Here is a 13,670-nt window from a genome sequence, read left to right as displayed (position 1 = left end):
CTGCGCGGCCGCTGGGCGGCGGCTAACGGAACACGTCGCCGGTGGGGTCGCTGTCAGGGGCGATCTTGTCGTGCATGTACTGGTTCCAGTAGCTCGTCCAGCACACCAGCGCCTTGCCCTTGCCAGTGAAGACGCGCGCGAGCTTCTCGCCGGCGATGATCGACCGGACGTAGCCCGCCGGCCGCCGCACCGAGAAGCGCAGGCCCTCGGTGCGGCCCAGAACCTGCCGCCCGCGCACCACCAGCTCCCCGTCGACCTCGATCTCCTCCACGGGTCCGGGCGCGTTGATGGCGATGCGGCCCTCGCCGGAGACGGTGGTCTGCAGGTTGATCAGCCCTTCGCCCGCCCACATCGACGGGATCATGCGCTCCAGCCGCAGCCCCAGATCGACCTCGCCTTCGGAGGCCCAGAACACGCCGGGTTCGAGGATCCAGCGCAGCGACCGCGCCTCGAAGACGTGAAAGCCCCGCATCGACGGGCGCAGATGCACCGTGCCGGTCCCGCTGTAGCGCGGGCGGATCGCCGCCTCGCTGGAAATCCACGATTTCAGCAGCGCGCCGGGGGCGGGGAGCGGGGCGGTCATCCGCACCGCGCCCTCCATGCGCGAGAGCGCGCCGCGCACCGAGCGCACGCATTCGTCGCGCAGGTCGATGCGCAGCTGCCGCATCCCCTCGATCTCGCGCACGGTGAACTCGGCCATCGCGCGCCCCTCAGCCCAGCGGCTCGTCGAAGCGCAGCTGCTGGGTCCACAGCGCCTCGAAGGCGCGCGGCTCCAGCCCGTTGACGCCGCGCAGCGGGTCGTCGAGCGCGATGATCACAGTCAGCATAACCCCGAGGAAGAACGAGGCGACGCCGCCCAGCAGCAGGTGCTGAAGCGGTCGCATCTTCAGCATCACCAGCAGCAGGATGTTGACGGCGGCGCCGGCGGCGACCGCATACCACAGCACCGGCGGGATGCGCGTGATCACGCCGCCGAGCCGCCCCTGCCGCGCCTCGCCGAAATCGTGCAGCACCCGCATCGCCTCGGCGTGCAGGATCTCCTGCGAGGGGCCTTCGGGCTGGAAGCTCGCCAGCCGCTTGCGCATGGCGTCGGCGCGGTGGGCGCCGCCCGTCAGCGCGCGGCCCTCGCGATGGGCCGGCCAGTCCTTGTGGATCGCATAGAGCACATAGTCGCGCAGCAGCCCCCGCATCTCCGAGCGCATCGGTTCGGGGTAGCTGTCCATGTCGCCGTAGAGCGCGCCGACCATCGCGGCCTCTCGAAACGCGTTCTGCTGCACCCGGTCGGCGTTCTGGAAGGCGGCGACCGTGAGAAGGCCGACCAGCAGCCCGTAGAACAGGCTGAAGACGGAGGTGGCGTAGCTGATCGACTGGTTGACGTCGCCTTCGCGCCCGACCAGCAGCCGCAGGAAGGGCTTGAGGAAAACGATCCCGACCCAGGTCGCGCCCACGGTCAGCCCGACGCAGCGCAGCGCCAGCTGTTCGAGCGTGAGGTCGTGAACGAATTCGAACATGGAATGGCGGGAGCTCCGTTGCCGCATGCGGAGCCTAGACGTTCGGGCGGCGCTGTGGAACCACTTGGACGATGCGTTGGAGAGGGAGTTCGCGATGCGACGGGCATTGGCGATCGCAGCGGCGCTCTGCGCCGCGCTGGCGGTCGCGCCGGGTGGGCCGGCGGCTCAGGAGGCGGTTGGCGCAGGACGGCTCGGCTTCCTCTCTTTCGCCGCGGGCGGGCTCGACGGCGGTTATCACCAGGCGGCGCGCGCGATCTGCGCCGAGGTCGACGCGGCGCATCGCGGGCGTCTGCGCTGCTCGCCGGAGGCGACGCCGGGGTCGGTCTACAATCTCCATGCGCTGCTCTCGGGCGAAGTGGAACTCGCGCTGGCGCAGGCGGACTGGGTGATCGCGGCGCGCGACGGCGCCGGGGTCTTCGCAGGGGCCGCCGGGCTCGACGGCTTGCGGGGCGTCGCGAAGCTCTACACCGAGTCCTTCACGGTTCTCGCGGCGTCCGGCTCGCGGATCGCGGGCGTGCGCGACCTTTCGGGCAAGCGGGTGAACATGGGGGCGCAGGGCTCCGGCGGGCGCGCCACGGCGGAGCTGGTGGTCGCGGCCTTCGGCCTGTCCCCGTCCGATTTCTCCGAAGTCGAATCATTGCCGCCCGAGGAGGGGACGGCTGCGCTCTGCGCCGGGCGCATCGACGCGACGGCGCTGGTGGTCGGGCATCCCGCGCCTGTCGTGGCGCGCGCGATCCGCGAGTGCGGCGCCCGGCTGGTGCCGGTCTCCGGTCCCGAGATCGACGCGCTGATCGCGGATCGACCGGCCTATGAGCGCGCCTCCATCCCGGCCTTCCGATATGGCGGCACGGGCCCGGCGACGCCGAGTTTCGGGGTCGCCGCGCTGCTCGTGACGCATGCGCGTCTGCGCGACGCGTGGATCGGCCCGGTCGCCGCGGCCCTCGTCGCGCAGAGCGCAGCGCTGGGTCGGCGCGCGCCGCTGCTCGCGCGGCTCGACCCGGCGACGCTGCGCTCGGTCGAGACGGTGCTTCCCTTGCATCCCGGCGCCGAGGCCGCTTTCGCGGAGGCGGCTGCGGCCCGATGACGGCCCTCGCCGCGACCTATGCGCAGGTTGCCGCGCTGCGGCGCGGCGCGTAACCCTTCGCGCCGGCGACAACCGTCCACAGGGAGACAAGGCATGGCGAGGGCGAAAATCGCGCTGATCGGCGCCGGGCAGATCGGCGGCACGCTGGCGCATCTGGCGGGGCTGAAGGAACTCGGCGACATCGTCCTCGTGGACATCGCCGAGGGGGTGCCGCAGGGCAAGGCGCTCGACATCGCCGAATCGGCGCCGGTCGACGGCTTCGACGCGCAGCTGAGCGGCGTCAGCACCGCGCCCGACGATCCCGCCACCTATGCGCCGATCAAGGGCGCGGACGTGGTGATCGTGACCGCCGGCGTGCCGCGCAAGCCCGGCATGAGCCGCGACGACCTCCTCGGGATCAACCTCAAAGTCATGAAGGCGGTCGGCGGCGCGCTGAAATCCTACGCGCCCGACGCCTTCGTGATCTGCATCACCAACCCGCTCGACGCGATGGTCTGGGCGCTGCAGACCTTCTCCGGCCTGCCCGCGACCAAAGTCGTCGGCATGGCCGGGGTGCTCGATTCCGCGCGCTTCCGGCATTTCCTCGCCGACGAGTTCAAGGTGTCGGTCAAGGACGTGACCGCCTTCGTGCTCGGCGGCCATGGCGACACCATGGTGCCCTCGGTGCGCTACTCGACCGTCGCCGGCGTCCCGCTGCCGGATCTGATCAAGATGGGCTGGAGCACGCAGGCGCGCATCGACGCGATCGTCGACCGCACCCGCAACGGCGGCGGCGAGATCGTGGCGCTGCTCAAGACGGGCTCGGCCTATTACGCGCCGGCGGCGTCGGCGATCCAGATGGCGGAGAGCTATCTCAAGGACCAGCGCCGCGTGCTGCCCTGCGCGGCCTGGTGCGCGGGCGAATACGGGCTCGACGGGCTCTATGTCGGCGTGCCGGTGATCATCGGCGCGAACGGCGTGGAGAAGATCGTCGAGATCGCGCTGAACGAGGACGAGAAGGCGATGTTCGAGACCTCGGTCGAGGCGGTGCGCGGCCTCGTCGCGGCGTGCAAGGGGATCGATCCGAGCCTCGGCTGACGCGCGGCGCGCCCGGGGGCGCTGTTCGGGGCCGATCAGCGCGGGTTTCGGCCATCGGCCGAGGCCCTCCGCTCGGCTCTTGGTCCGTCCGACCAGCACGGACCGCGCCCTCCCTCCCCCCAGGGAGGGCGCATTGCAACGGCGCAACTCGCTGAGCCGGCGGGGTATTTGGCGCCATAAACCGCAGGGGCTCATCTGTCTCGAATCGCCCTCCCGAGGTCGGGCGCGGCCCTCAACTCCTATGCCGACTGGCGGAAACCCCCGAAACGCGACCGATCCCGCGCGCAGCGCTTGAACCGCGGTCGCCGCTTCGCCAGTCTCTCCCCATGCGCGTCTCGTTCCTCCTCCTCCTCGCTCTGGCCGGCGCGCCCGCCTCGGGAGAGATCGTCGCAGTCGAGGGACCGCCCAGCACCGCCGGCGCCGCGCCCGAGATCATCGCGGCCCCCGCCTCCACCGCAGATCGCGCGCCGGGCGTCGAGGCGTGGGGCATGGTCGGCTTCGACGAGGCCCAGGGCGCGACGCTCGCCGCGCCGCTGGCGGTGGATGGCGGCGCGATCCCGGCGGGAACCCGCGTGGACAGCCACATGATCCTGCTCAACGCCCCGGGCGGCGCGCGCGTCGGCCACGGGCTCGGCGCGGCGGGTCCCGTGGTCTGGCGGTTCGGCGGCGAGGTCCTCGGCGTGATGTCCGACCCCGCTGGCGCGCTGGAGGCGGCGAGCGCGCATCTCGGCGCCTCCGCGACCGCCTATCCTGCGGCCTTTCCCTTGCGCGGCCTCGAACGCGACCCGCTCGACGGGTTCGACGGCGACGACTGGTACCGCATCGACGGCGCGACGCTGTCGGTCGGCATGTCGGTCTCGACGCCCGGCGACTGGATAAGGGTGATCTCCCGCAGCCGCCCCGAGATCGTCGCGGGCCTTGACGCGCGGCTGGTCTCGGATCAGGCCGCCGCGGGCTCTGCGCCGTCCAGCCAGGGCTCCAGCATGGGGCGCAGCGCGACGCGCGCCTTCAGCCGGGCCGCCAGCAGATAGACGCCCGCGAACTTGCGCTGGAGCAGCATCGCCTCCATCGGCGGCACATGGAGGAATTCGCGCTCCATGCCGATCTCCATACCTGCGTCGCGCAGCCGCGCCGCCGTCTCGCCGTCGCCGAAATCGAAGACGCCGTCGCGGCGCATCGGCTCGGTCGCCATCTCGATCATGTCGAGCACCTGGTCCTGATGGCGGCGCAGCGTCGCGCCCTCGAAGAAGCCGATCGCGATCGCGGCGGCGCGCAGCCCCTCGCGGTCGGCGTCGAGCGCGGCGCGCAGCATCCGCCGATAGGCCTCGACCAGCGCCTCCGGCACCTCCCGCGTCGCCCCGAAATCGAGAAGCACGAGGGCGCCGGTCGCGGAGTCGTAGCGGAAATTCGCGAAGTTGGGGTCGGTCTGCATCAGCCGGAACCCGAACAGCTCGCGAAACAGCAGCGAGGTGAGCAGGGCGGCGACCCGGTCGCGCTCGGCCTGCGGCGCGTCGGTCAGCGCCTCGACCGGCCGGCCCTCGACAAAGGTCATCGCCAGCACGTCGCGCGTCGTGAAGTCCGCGTGCAGCTCGGGCACGCGGAAATCGGCCTCGCCCGCCAGCAGCGCCGAGAAGCGGGCGAGCTGCGCGCCCTCGCGCAGGTAATCCGCCTCCTCGTGAAGCTGGCGCTTGGCCTCCTCGAGCATCGGCGCGATGTCGAGCCCGCGGGGCAGCAGACCCGAGATGCGGATCAGCGCCGCGACATTGTCGACGTCGCTGTCGATGCTGCGCCGCACGCCCGGATACTGGATCTTGAGCGCCAGATCGCGCCCGTCCCGGGTGCGCGCGCGGTGGACCTGCCCGATCGAGGCGGCGGCGATCGGGCGCACGTCGAAGCGGGCGAAGCGCGCCAGCCACCCCGCGCCCCAATTGGCGTCGAGCACCGAGCGCAGCTGTTTCGGCGGCATCGGATGCGCCTCGGCGCGCAGCCGGGCGAGGATGTCGGCGAGTTCGCGCGGCAGCATCTCGCCCGCGTCCATCGACATCAGCTGCCCGACCTTCATCGCCGCGCCCCGCATCCGCGCCAGCTCGTCGGCGAGGCGGCGGGCGTTGGCGGGGGTGAGCAGCAGGTCGCGCATCTTCGGCCGGCGGCCCTGCGCCAGCTCGCGCGCGCCGCCCGCGATCACCGCGCCGGCGATGCCGGAGGTCAGCCCGCCGAAGCGGGCGAGGCGCGCGGCGCGGCTCGAAGGCACGGCGAGGCCGCGCGGCGCGCGGGTCGGCTCGGAGGGCGGTCTGGACAAGGCTGGGACCTTCGGTTGCGGCGATCCGCGGCGGATGGCCGCGCCTACGACACTTAGCATTCGCCGCGGCGGGAAAAAGAGCCGATGAGAGTCGGGTTTCAGGCGGCGCCGGGCTCGCCGACGGTCAGAACGGGGCCGCCGGCGGCGCGCGCATCGTCGGGGTCGTGGGTGACGAGCAGCGCCGGCAGGCCGCGCGCGCGCAGGCGCTCGAAGACGAAGCCGCGAAACCGCGCCCGCAAATCCGCGTCGAGCCGCGAGAAGGGCTCGTCGAGCAGCAGCGCGCGCGGCTCCGCCAGCAGAGCGCGCATCACGGCGACGCGCGCGCGTTGGCCGCCCGACAGCGTCGCCGGATCGCGGGGGCCGAAGCCCGCGAGGCCCGCCTCGTCGAGCGCGGCCTCGATTCGGGCGGCGCGGTCGGGCGCCCCGCGCGGCAGACCGAAGCCGAGATTTCCGCCGACCGAGAGATGCGGAAACAACAGATCGTCCTGAAACAGCAGCCCGATGCGGCGGCGCTCGATCGGCAGCCCGGTCACGTCGCCCCCGTCGAGCAGCACGCGCCCCGACACCTCGAAATCCGGCGGGGCGGCGCCGGCGATGGCGGCGAGCAGGGTCGACTTTCCGGCGCCGGACGGCCCCATCACCGTGGCGATCTCGCCCGGTCCGACATCGACGTCGAGCGCGACGAGCGTCCGTCCGCGCAAGGCGATGCGCAGGCCCTCGAGCCGAAGCCCCTTCACGGCGCGAGCCCCCGCCGCCTGCGCGCCAGCGCCGCCGCCGCGCCGAGCGCCAGCGCGAAACCCGCGAAGGGAAGCGCCGCCTGCGCCAGCGCGGTCGCCCCGATCAGACGGCGGTCGCCCCCTGCGGCGAGCGCGACCGCCTCGGTGGTGAGCGTCGGCGTCCGTCCGCCGCCGATCAGCAGCGTCGGCAGATATTGCGCGACCGAGACGGCGAAGCCGACCGCCGCCGCCGTCAGAACCGCGCGCGCCAGCATCGGCGCCCGCACCGCCCAGAACACCCGCCACGGCCCGGCCCCGAGCGCCGCCGCCGCCAGCCCGGCCCGTTCGTCCCAGGCCCGCCACGGATCGGCGAGGACGAGATAGACGTAAGGCGCGACGAAGAGCGCATGCGCGGCGATCACCGCTCCCAGCCCGCCGTCGAGCCCCGCGCCCAGCGCCAGCGCCTGCAACCCCGGCAGGAAGGCCGCCTGCGGGACCAGCAGCGGCGCGAACAGCGGCCAGGGCTGGCGACGGCGCCCGGCGCGGCGCTCGGCCTCGAGCCACAGCAGCGCGAGCGCGAGCCCCGCCGCCGTCGCCGCCGCCGCGATCAGCGCCGTGCGAGCGGCGAGCGCGGCGAGGGCCGGCCCGGCCGCCGCCCAATGCCGCGCCGTGAAGCCCTCGGGCAGCGTCTCGGGAAACACCCACAGCTCCGCGGTCGACCACGCCGCCAGCGCCGCCAGCGCCCCGCAGGTCGCGAGGACGAGAAGCCCCAGCAGCGCCAGCCCCGCCGCGCGCAGCGCCCCGTCGGCGGCGCGCCGCCCGCCTCCCGCGATCCAGCGGCGCCCCATCGCCGCGAGCGCGATCTCGCCGATGCGCCACAGCCCGATCAGCCCCAGCGTCAGCCCGCCGAGCAGCAGCGCCGCCGCCGCCGCGCGCGGCCGCAGCGCGAGGTCGGGATCGCCCATCCACGCGACGATCTGCACGGCGAGCGTCGGCGGCGCGGAGGGGCCGAGAATCATGGCCATGTCGACCGTCGAGGCGGAATAGGCGAGCGCCGCCAGCACCGGGAGCCGGATCTGCGGATAGAGGCGCGGCAGCACGACCTTGACCCATGCCGCGACCGGCCCGTAGCCGAGGCTGCGCGCCACGGTCAGGCTGCGCGCCGCGTCGGTCTGGGGCAGCGCTGCGAGGATCGTCAGCAGCAGGAACGGCGTCTCCTTCAGGACCAGCCCCGCGATCAGCGCGAGGCCGCCGGGGTCGTTCAGGATCAGCCAGTCGGGCGGGCGGTCGAAGCCGGTCGCCCAGGGGCTCAGCGCGCGCAGGATCCACCCCGAGGGCGCGATCAGGAAGGCCAGCCCGAACGCCGCCGCCGCATGCGGGATCGCGAGCATCGGCGCCAGCAGCCGCTCCGCCCGCCGCAGCCCCGCGCCCGACCCCAGCGCCGCCGCGATGAGAAGCGCGCAGCCGAGCGACAGCGCCGTCCCCGCGACCCCCGTGACCGCCGACAGAAGCAGCGCCGCGCCGAGACCTGGCCAGCTCAGCAGGTCCCGCCAAGCCGACAGCCCCGGCTCGGTCGCGCCGAGGGCGGGCATCCAGCCGAAAGCGGGTCCGAGGGCGCCGAGCAGCCCCGCCGCGACCGGCCCCGCCGTCAGCGCGAGGATCAGCGGCGGGGGGAGCCGCAGCACGCCCGGCGTCAGCGGCCCGCGCCGTAGCGCCGGGTCCATTCGAGCTCCAGCGCCGTGGCCCAGCTCGGATGCGGTTCCGGCAGCACCGGCCCGAGCGCCTCGGGCGCCAGCGCGCCGGGCCGCGTCTCGATGGCGTCGAACAGGGCGCGCTCGGCTTGCGGCAGGGCGGCGATGTCGAGCACCGTCGGCAGCCCCCAGAATTCGGGATCGGCCTTGCGCGCCTGCGCCGCGGGCGACAGCAGCAGATCCGCGAAGACCATCGCCCCGGCCTTCGCCGAGGCGTTGAAGGGGATCGCGACGAAGCTCGCGTTGCCGATCATCCCCCCGTCCAGCGCAAAGGCGCGGACGGAGCCCTGCAACTGCCCGTCGGCGATGGCCGCCGCCGCCTCGTTGGGGTTGAAGGAGAAGGCGAGGTCGATCTCTCCATCCGCCATCATCGCCCGCAACTGCGCCCCGGTCGCGGGCCACGCCCGCCCCTGCCGCCACAGGACCGGGTGGAGCGCGTCGAGAAACGCCCAGAGCGGGGCGGTCGCCGCGCCGAAATCGGCCTGCTCGACGGGCTGCGCGAGGATCGCGGGATCGGGCGTCAGCGCGCGCAGCGCCTGCTTGAGGAAGGTGGTCCCCAGAAAATCGGGCGGGGCGGGATAGGCGAAGCGGCCCGGCGCGCCATGCGCCCAGTCCAGCAGCGCGGCCATGTCGCGCGGCGGCTCGGGCAGGCGGTCGGCGTCGTGGAAGAAGACGAGCTGCGCCATGCTCCACGGCGCTTCCAGCCCCTCGGTCGGCACGGTGAAGTCGGCGCGCACCGAGGGCTTGCCCGCCACGTCCACGAAGCGCCAGTTGGGCAGGTCCTCCGCCCAGGGACCGAACAGCAATCCCGCCTCCTTCATCGCCGCGAAGTTGGGGCCGTTGATCCAGATGAGATCGACCGCGCCGCCCTCCGCGCGCCCGGCCGCCTTCTCCGACAGCACGCGCGCCACCGCCTGCGCCGTGTCCGACAGCTTGACATGGACGACCCGCACGCCGTGCTCCGCCTCGGCCTGCGCGCCGGCCCAGTCGATGTAGGCGTTGGCGAGCGGGTCGCCGCCCCAGGCGTGGAAATGCACCGTCTGGCCGCGCGCTTGCGCCAGCACGGACGGCCAGTCGCGCGGATCGGGTTCGGCGCGGGCGGGGGAGCACAGCAGGGCGGCGAGCAGGACGAACAGGCGGGCGAGCATCGGCGTCTCCGGGATCGGGCCGCCAGAGTGCGGCGCCCCTCCCTTCGCGCGCAAGGCGCCGGACGCGCCGTCGAGCGCCGGGCCGAGGCTGGCGCCGCGCGGGCGCATGTTGCATAACCGCCCGGTCCGTCCGACCGCCATCCCGCGAGCCCGCCTCCCATGCACGACATCCGCCTGCTGCGCGACGATCCCGACGCCTTCGACGCGGCGCTGGCGCGGCGCGGCCTGCCGCCGGCGGCGCAGGCGTTGCTCGCGCGCGACGCCGCCCGCCGCGCGAAGATCGCCGCCGCCGAGGCCGCGCTCGCCGAGCGCAACGCCGCCTCGAAGCAGGTCGGCGCCGCGAAGGCGAAGGGCGACGACGCCGAATTCGAACGGCTGCGCGCGCTGGTCGCCGCCAAGAAGGACGAGATCGCGCGGCTGGAGGCCGAGGCCAAGGCCGAGGACGACGCGCTCACCGCCGAGCTGATGGCCCTGCCCAACGCGCCGCTTCCCGACACGCCCGACGGCCCCGACGAGACCGCCAATGTCGAACTGCGCCGCCATGGCGCCCCGCGCGCCTTCGATTTCGCGCCCAAGGAGCATTTCGAGCTCGGCGAGGCGATGGGCCTGATGGATTTCGACGCCGCCGCGAAACTCTCCGGCGCGCGCTTCGTCGTGCTGTCGGGCGCGCTGATCCGGCTGCACCGCGCGCTCGCCCAGTTCATGCTCGACACCCATGTCGACGAACACGGGCTCACGGAAGTCTGGACGCCGGTGCTGGTGCGCGACGAGGCGGTGCTGGGCACCGGGCAGCTTCCGAAATTCGCCGACGACCTCTACCGCACCGAGAACGGCTGGTGGCTGATCCCGACGGCGGAAGTGACGCTGACCAACCTCGTCGCCGGCCAGATCCTCGACGCGGGCGCGCTGCCGCGCCGCATGACCGCCTGGACGCAATGCTTCCGCTCCGAAGCCGGCTCCGCCGGCAAGGACACGCGCGGCATGCTGCGCCAGCACCAGTTCGAAAAAGTCGAGATGGTCAGCGTCGTCGCGCCCGAGGACGGGCGGGCCGAACTCGAGCGCATGACCCGCTGCGCCGAGACGATTCTCGAAAAGCTGGGCCTGCCCTATCGCACGGTCGCGCTGTGCACGGGCGACATGGGCTTCGGCGCGCAGCGCACGCATGACATCGAAGTCTGGCTGCCGGGGCAGAACGCCTATCGCGAGATCAGCTCCTGCTCGCTCTGCGGCGACTTCCAGGCCCGCCGGATGAACGCCCGCTTCCGCCGCGAGGAGGGCGCGAAGCCCGAATTCGTCGCCACGCTCAACGGCTCCGGCCTTGCGGTCGGGCGCTGCCTGATCGCGGTGATGGAGACCTGTCAGGAGGCGGACGGGTCGGTGACGATCCCGGACGTCCTGCGGCCCTACATGAAGGGCGCGGCCCGGATCGCTTCGGACGGGAGCCTCGGCTGAAGCGCCCTAACCCGCCGCCGCCTGCCGTGCATACTCCTCCGCGTCGAACCAACCCCGAGAAGCGCGCACGCGCAGATCGTCGTCGAGCTCCCATTCCTCCCAGCCGCGGATCGACAGCGGGGCGCCGGTCGCGGCGTCATGGCCGGTGAAGGTCCAGACATAGACCGAATGAGCGCCCGAGACCCGGAGATCGTCGCAGACCAGCGCCATGTCCGGGACATCGGCGAAGAAGCCCGCCGCCATGTCGCGCACGCGGTCGCGCCCCGACCAGGGTTCGCCGCGGTTGATCGCGATCTCGCCATCCTCGGCGTAGAAGGCGGCGACCGCCTCGGCCGAGCCGGAATTCCATGCAGCGGTGTAGTCCGCCGCCATCTTCGCGACGGCGTCCGGCGATATCGGCATGCGACCCTCCGCTGTTTCCGCGATCAGGGTCCGCGATCCGTCGCGCGGTGTCGAGCGCGGAATGTCGCGGGAGCGGCGCCTGCCCGCTGGACCCCGCCCCCGCGGGGCGTTAGGTGCTGCGTGACGTTCTGGAGAGCCGAATGCGCATTCTCGTGACCAATGACGACGGGATCACCGCGCCGGGGCTGGCGGTGGCCGAGGCCATCGCCGCCGAGATCGCCGGCCCCGAGGGCGAGGTCTGGGTCGCAGCGCCCGAGATGGAGCGCTCGGGCGTCTCGCACTGCATCTCCTACACAAGGCCGATGCGTCTGATCCGGCTCGGCGAGCGGCGCTTCGCGGTGGAGGGCAACCCGGCCGACTGCGTCATCCTCGGCCTGCGCCACATCCTGAAGGGAAACCCGCCCGATCTGGTGCTCTCCGGCGTGAACTCCGGCCACAACGTCGCCGAGGACGCGGTCTATTCCGGCACGGTCGGCGGCGCGCTGGAAGGCGCGCTGCAGGGCGTGCGCGCCGTCGCGCTCAGCCAGTTCTACACCGCCGCCCCCCACGCGCCGGCGGAGCGCTTCGACCCCGCCCGCGCTTTCGGCGTCGAGGCGGTGCGCCGTGTGCTCGCCTGCCCGTGGGAGCGCGACATCTTCTACAACGTCAACTTCCCGGCCTATGCGCCGGCGCAGGTCAAGGGCTTCGCGCTCGCGCCGCAGGGGCGCCGCGCGGCGGGCGTGTTCGACTGCGTCGAGCAGATGTCGCCCTCGGGGCGGCAGTTCTTCTGGCTGTCGCACATGACATCGAACGCCTCCTCCCAGCCCGGCTCGGATGCGGCGATGGGCGCGGAGGGCTGGATCACGGTCACGCCGATGCGCCCCGACCTCGCCGCCCACGACCTGTTCGAGGCGGCCCGCGCCGCGCTGGCCGGATGATCCCGCCATGATCCAGGCCGATGGCGCGCCCGACCGCGAGCAGCTGATGCAACTGGTCTTCGCGCTGCGCCAGAACGGCGTGCGCGACCCGCGCGTCCTCGACGCCATCGAGAAGACGCCGCGCCACCTGTTCGTCGACCGCGCCTTCCGCGACCGCGCCTATGAGGACATCCCCCTGCCCATCGCCTGCGGGCAGACCATCTCGCAGCCCTCGGTGGTGGGCGTGATGACGCAGGCGCTGGCGCCGACGCCGCGGTGCAAGGTGCTCGAAGTGGGCTGCGGCTCGGGCTATCAGGCGGCGATTCTCGCGCGGCTGGCGCGGCGGGTCTACGCCATCGAGCGCCACCGGGCGCTGGCGCGGCAGGCCGCGGAGCGGATCGCCGCGCTCGATCTGTCGAACGTCTCGGTGAAGGCGGGCGACGGCGCGCTCGGCTGGCCCGAGCAGGCGCCGTTCGACCGCATCATGGTGACCTGCGCCGCCGAGGACCCGCCGGCGCTTCTGTTGCGCCAGCTGCGCGAGGGCGGGATCATGGTGCTGCCGGTCGGCCAGAGCGACGACGTGCAGCACCTCATCCGGATCACGAAAACGCCCCAGGGGCTGGATTATCATGAATTGATGCCGGTGCGCTTCGTGCCCTTGCTCGAAGGCGTGCCGGAAGGCGACGCGCCCTGAGACGTCGCCCGACAGAGAGAGGAACCGCCATGACCGCGCACCGCACCGCGCCCGCCCTTTGGTCAGCCCCCCGCCGCCGCGCGCCGCTGGCTTTGGCCGGGCTGGCCTTGCTGGCTGGCTGCGCCAGCCGGCCCGAGCCCGCCCCCATCGTCTGGCGCGGCAGCGAGCCCACGGCGCAGAGCGCGCCCGTTCAGGGCGCCCCAATCCAGACCGCCCCCGTCCAGACCGCCCCGGTTCCCGCCCCCGGCGCGCTGTCGCCGGACGCGCGCGGGGTCGTCGATTACGGCGGCTACAGCGCCGTGGTGGCGCGGCCCGGCGATACGGTCGAGACGATGGCCGGGCGCGTCGGTCTGTCGCCTTCGGCGCTCGCCGCCTATAACGGCCTCCCCGCGCAGCACAGCCCGCGCCCCGGCGACGAGCTGATCCTGCCGCCCGAGGCCGAAGCCTATCGCGCGCAGGTCGCGGCGGCCCCCGTCGAAACGACCGCGCCCGCCCAGATCGCGGCCGCTCCGGTCGCGACCGCCCCCGTTGCGAGCCCCGGCGCTGTGACGAGCTTCGATCTCGACCGGATCGAAGCCGAAGTCGCAGCACCCGCGCGCGGGACCGCGCCCGCGCCCTTCCTGTCCGCCGAGCCGCCCGC

The 13,670-nt window shown here is 73.4% G+C and carries 14 protein-coding genes; 7 read left to right on the top strand and 7 right to left on the bottom strand.

Translation table 11 applies throughout. The features are described 5' to 3' along the window. Positions 1-22: 22 nt before the first annotated feature. Both V7Q31_RS07130 and V7Q31_RS07125 read right to left on the bottom strand, forming a co-directional pair. Positions 23-700, bottom strand: coding sequence for an AIM24 family protein (locus V7Q31_RS07130; protein WP_333833001.1), 678 nt, complete (start codon positions 698-700; stop codon positions 23-25). 10 nt (positions 701-710) lie between these two features. Continuing rightward, positions 711-1,511, bottom strand: coding sequence for a bestrophin-like domain (locus V7Q31_RS07125; protein ID WP_333833000.1), 801 nt, complete (start codon positions 1,509-1,511; stop codon positions 711-713). 94 nt (positions 1,512-1,605) lie between these two features. On the opposite strand from V7Q31_RS07125, the gene V7Q31_RS07120 reads away from it, so the two are divergent. The 3 genes from V7Q31_RS07120 (at position 1,606) to V7Q31_RS07110 (ending at position 4,703) form a co-directional block, all read left to right on the top strand. After that, positions 1,606-2,595 carry a TAXI family TRAP transporter solute-binding subunit gene (locus V7Q31_RS07120; protein WP_333832999.1) on the top strand — a complete coding sequence of 330 codons (990 nt, stop codon included), beginning with the start codon at positions 1,606-1,608 and terminating at the stop codon, positions 2,593-2,595. 93 nt (positions 2,596-2,688) lie between these two features. Continuing rightward, a complete protein-coding gene (gene mdh, locus V7Q31_RS07115; protein WP_333832998.1) occupies positions 2,689-3,672 on the top strand; it encodes a malate dehydrogenase in 984 nt (327 codons plus the stop codon). Positions 3,673-3,998: 326 nt separating this feature from the next. Continuing rightward, the gene (locus V7Q31_RS07110; RefSeq protein ID WP_333832997.1) at positions 3,999-4,703 is read left to right on the top strand and encodes a hypothetical protein; all 705 of its coding nucleotides are present in this window, start codon (positions 3,999-4,001) and stop codon (positions 4,701-4,703) included. On the opposite strand, the gene V7Q31_RS07105 is transcribed toward V7Q31_RS07110, so the two are convergent. The 4 genes from V7Q31_RS07105 to V7Q31_RS07090 all read right to left on the bottom strand — a co-directional run bounded on the left by V7Q31_RS07105 (position 4,613) and on the right by V7Q31_RS07090 (position 9,586). Beyond that, on the bottom strand, positions 4,613-5,971 hold the full coding sequence (locus V7Q31_RS07105; protein WP_333832996.1) for an ABC1 kinase family protein: 1,359 nt from the start codon (positions 5,969-5,971) through the stop codon (positions 4,613-4,615). The two genes, V7Q31_RS07110 and V7Q31_RS07105, sit on opposite strands and share 91 nt — an antisense overlap. Before the next feature lie 98 nt (positions 5,972-6,069). Then, on the bottom strand, positions 6,070-6,708 hold the full coding sequence (locus tag V7Q31_RS07100; protein WP_333832995.1) for an ATP-binding cassette domain-containing protein: 639 nt from the start codon (positions 6,706-6,708) through the stop codon (positions 6,070-6,072). Beyond that, complete coding sequence (locus V7Q31_RS07095; protein ID WP_333832994.1) at positions 6,705-8,411, bottom strand: ABC transporter permease; 1,707 nt, start codon at positions 8,409-8,411, stop codon at positions 6,705-6,707. The genes V7Q31_RS07100 and V7Q31_RS07095 overlap by 4 nt, the downstream gene beginning before the upstream one ends. Further along, positions 8,381-9,586 carry an ABC transporter substrate-binding protein gene (locus tag V7Q31_RS07090; protein ID WP_333832993.1) on the bottom strand — a complete coding sequence of 402 codons (1,206 nt, stop codon included), beginning with the start codon at positions 9,584-9,586 and terminating at the stop codon, positions 8,381-8,383. The genes V7Q31_RS07095 and V7Q31_RS07090 overlap by 31 nt, the downstream gene beginning before the upstream one ends. Before the next feature lie 159 nt (positions 9,587-9,745). Here V7Q31_RS07090 and serS point away from each other — a divergent pair, with 159 nt between their 5' ends. Continuing rightward, entirely contained in the window at positions 9,746-11,038 is a 1,293-nt protein-coding gene (gene serS, locus V7Q31_RS07085; protein WP_333832992.1) for a serine--tRNA ligase, read from the top strand. A gap of 6 nt (positions 11,039-11,044) precedes the next feature. Here the strand turns inward: serS and V7Q31_RS07080 are convergent, their stop codons facing one another. Then, on the bottom strand, positions 11,045-11,440 hold the full coding sequence (locus tag V7Q31_RS07080; protein ID WP_333832991.1) for a nuclear transport factor 2 family protein: 396 nt from the start codon (positions 11,438-11,440) through the stop codon (positions 11,045-11,047). A 140-nt stretch (positions 11,441-11,580) separates the two neighbouring features. On the opposite strand from V7Q31_RS07080, the gene surE reads away from it, so the two are divergent. From surE to V7Q31_RS07065, 3 genes are all read left to right on the top strand, one after another. Next, a complete protein-coding gene (gene surE, locus V7Q31_RS07075; protein WP_333832990.1) occupies positions 11,581-12,357 on the top strand; it encodes a 5'/3'-nucleotidase SurE in 777 nt (258 codons plus the stop codon). A gap of 7 nt (positions 12,358-12,364) precedes the next feature. Then, complete coding sequence (locus V7Q31_RS07070) at positions 12,365-13,030, top strand: protein-L-isoaspartate(D-aspartate) O-methyltransferase (RefSeq protein ID WP_333832989.1); 666 nt, start codon at positions 12,365-12,367, stop codon at positions 13,028-13,030. A 29-nt stretch (positions 13,031-13,059) separates the two neighbouring features. Beyond that, on the top strand, positions 13,060-13,670 hold a 611-nt coding region (locus V7Q31_RS07065; RefSeq protein ID WP_333832988.1), incomplete at its 3' end, for a LysM peptidoglycan-binding domain-containing protein.

Origin of the sequence: Rubrimonas sp. (assembly GCF_036788415.1) — a bacterium.
Lineage (GTDB): Bacteria > Pseudomonadota > Alphaproteobacteria > Rhodobacterales > Rhodobacteraceae > Rubrimonas.
Note: the sequence above shows the minus strand (reverse complement) of the source record. Positions and strands in the feature narration are given on the sequence as shown.

Coding starts and splice junctions, on each gene's coding strand:
- mdh (WP_333832998.1), top strand. CDS start 2,689: ATGGCGAGGGCGAAAATCGCGCTGATCGGCGCCGGGCAGATCGGCGGC.
- V7Q31_RS07120 (WP_333832999.1), top strand. CDS start 1,606: ATGCGACGGGCATTGGCGATCGCAGCGGCGCTCTGCGCCGCGCTGGCG.
- V7Q31_RS07130 (WP_333833001.1), bottom strand. CDS start 700: ATGGCCGAGTTCACCGTGCGCGAGATCGAGGGGATGCGGCAGCTGCGC.
- V7Q31_RS07090 (WP_333832993.1), bottom strand. CDS start 9,586: ATGCTCGCCCGCCTGTTCGTCCTGCTCGCCGCCCTGCTGTGCTCCCCC.
- V7Q31_RS07080 (WP_333832991.1), bottom strand. CDS start 11,440: ATGCCGATATCGCCGGACGCCGTCGCGAAGATGGCGGCGGACTACACC.
- surE (WP_333832990.1), top strand. CDS start 11,581: ATGCGCATTCTCGTGACCAATGACGACGGGATCACCGCGCCGGGGCTG.
- serS (WP_333832992.1), top strand. CDS start 9,746: ATGCACGACATCCGCCTGCTGCGCGACGATCCCGACGCCTTCGACGCG.
- V7Q31_RS07125 (WP_333833000.1), bottom strand. CDS start 1,511: ATGTTCGAATTCGTTCACGACCTCACGCTCGAACAGCTGGCGCTGCGC.
- V7Q31_RS07095 (WP_333832994.1), bottom strand. CDS start 8,411: ATGGACCCGGCGCTACGGCGCGGGCCGCTGACGCCGGGCGTGCTGCGG.
- V7Q31_RS07070 (WP_333832989.1), top strand. CDS start 12,365: ATGATCCAGGCCGATGGCGCGCCCGACCGCGAGCAGCTGATGCAACTG.
- V7Q31_RS07110 (WP_333832997.1), top strand. CDS start 3,999: ATGCGCGTCTCGTTCCTCCTCCTCCTCGCTCTGGCCGGCGCGCCCGCC.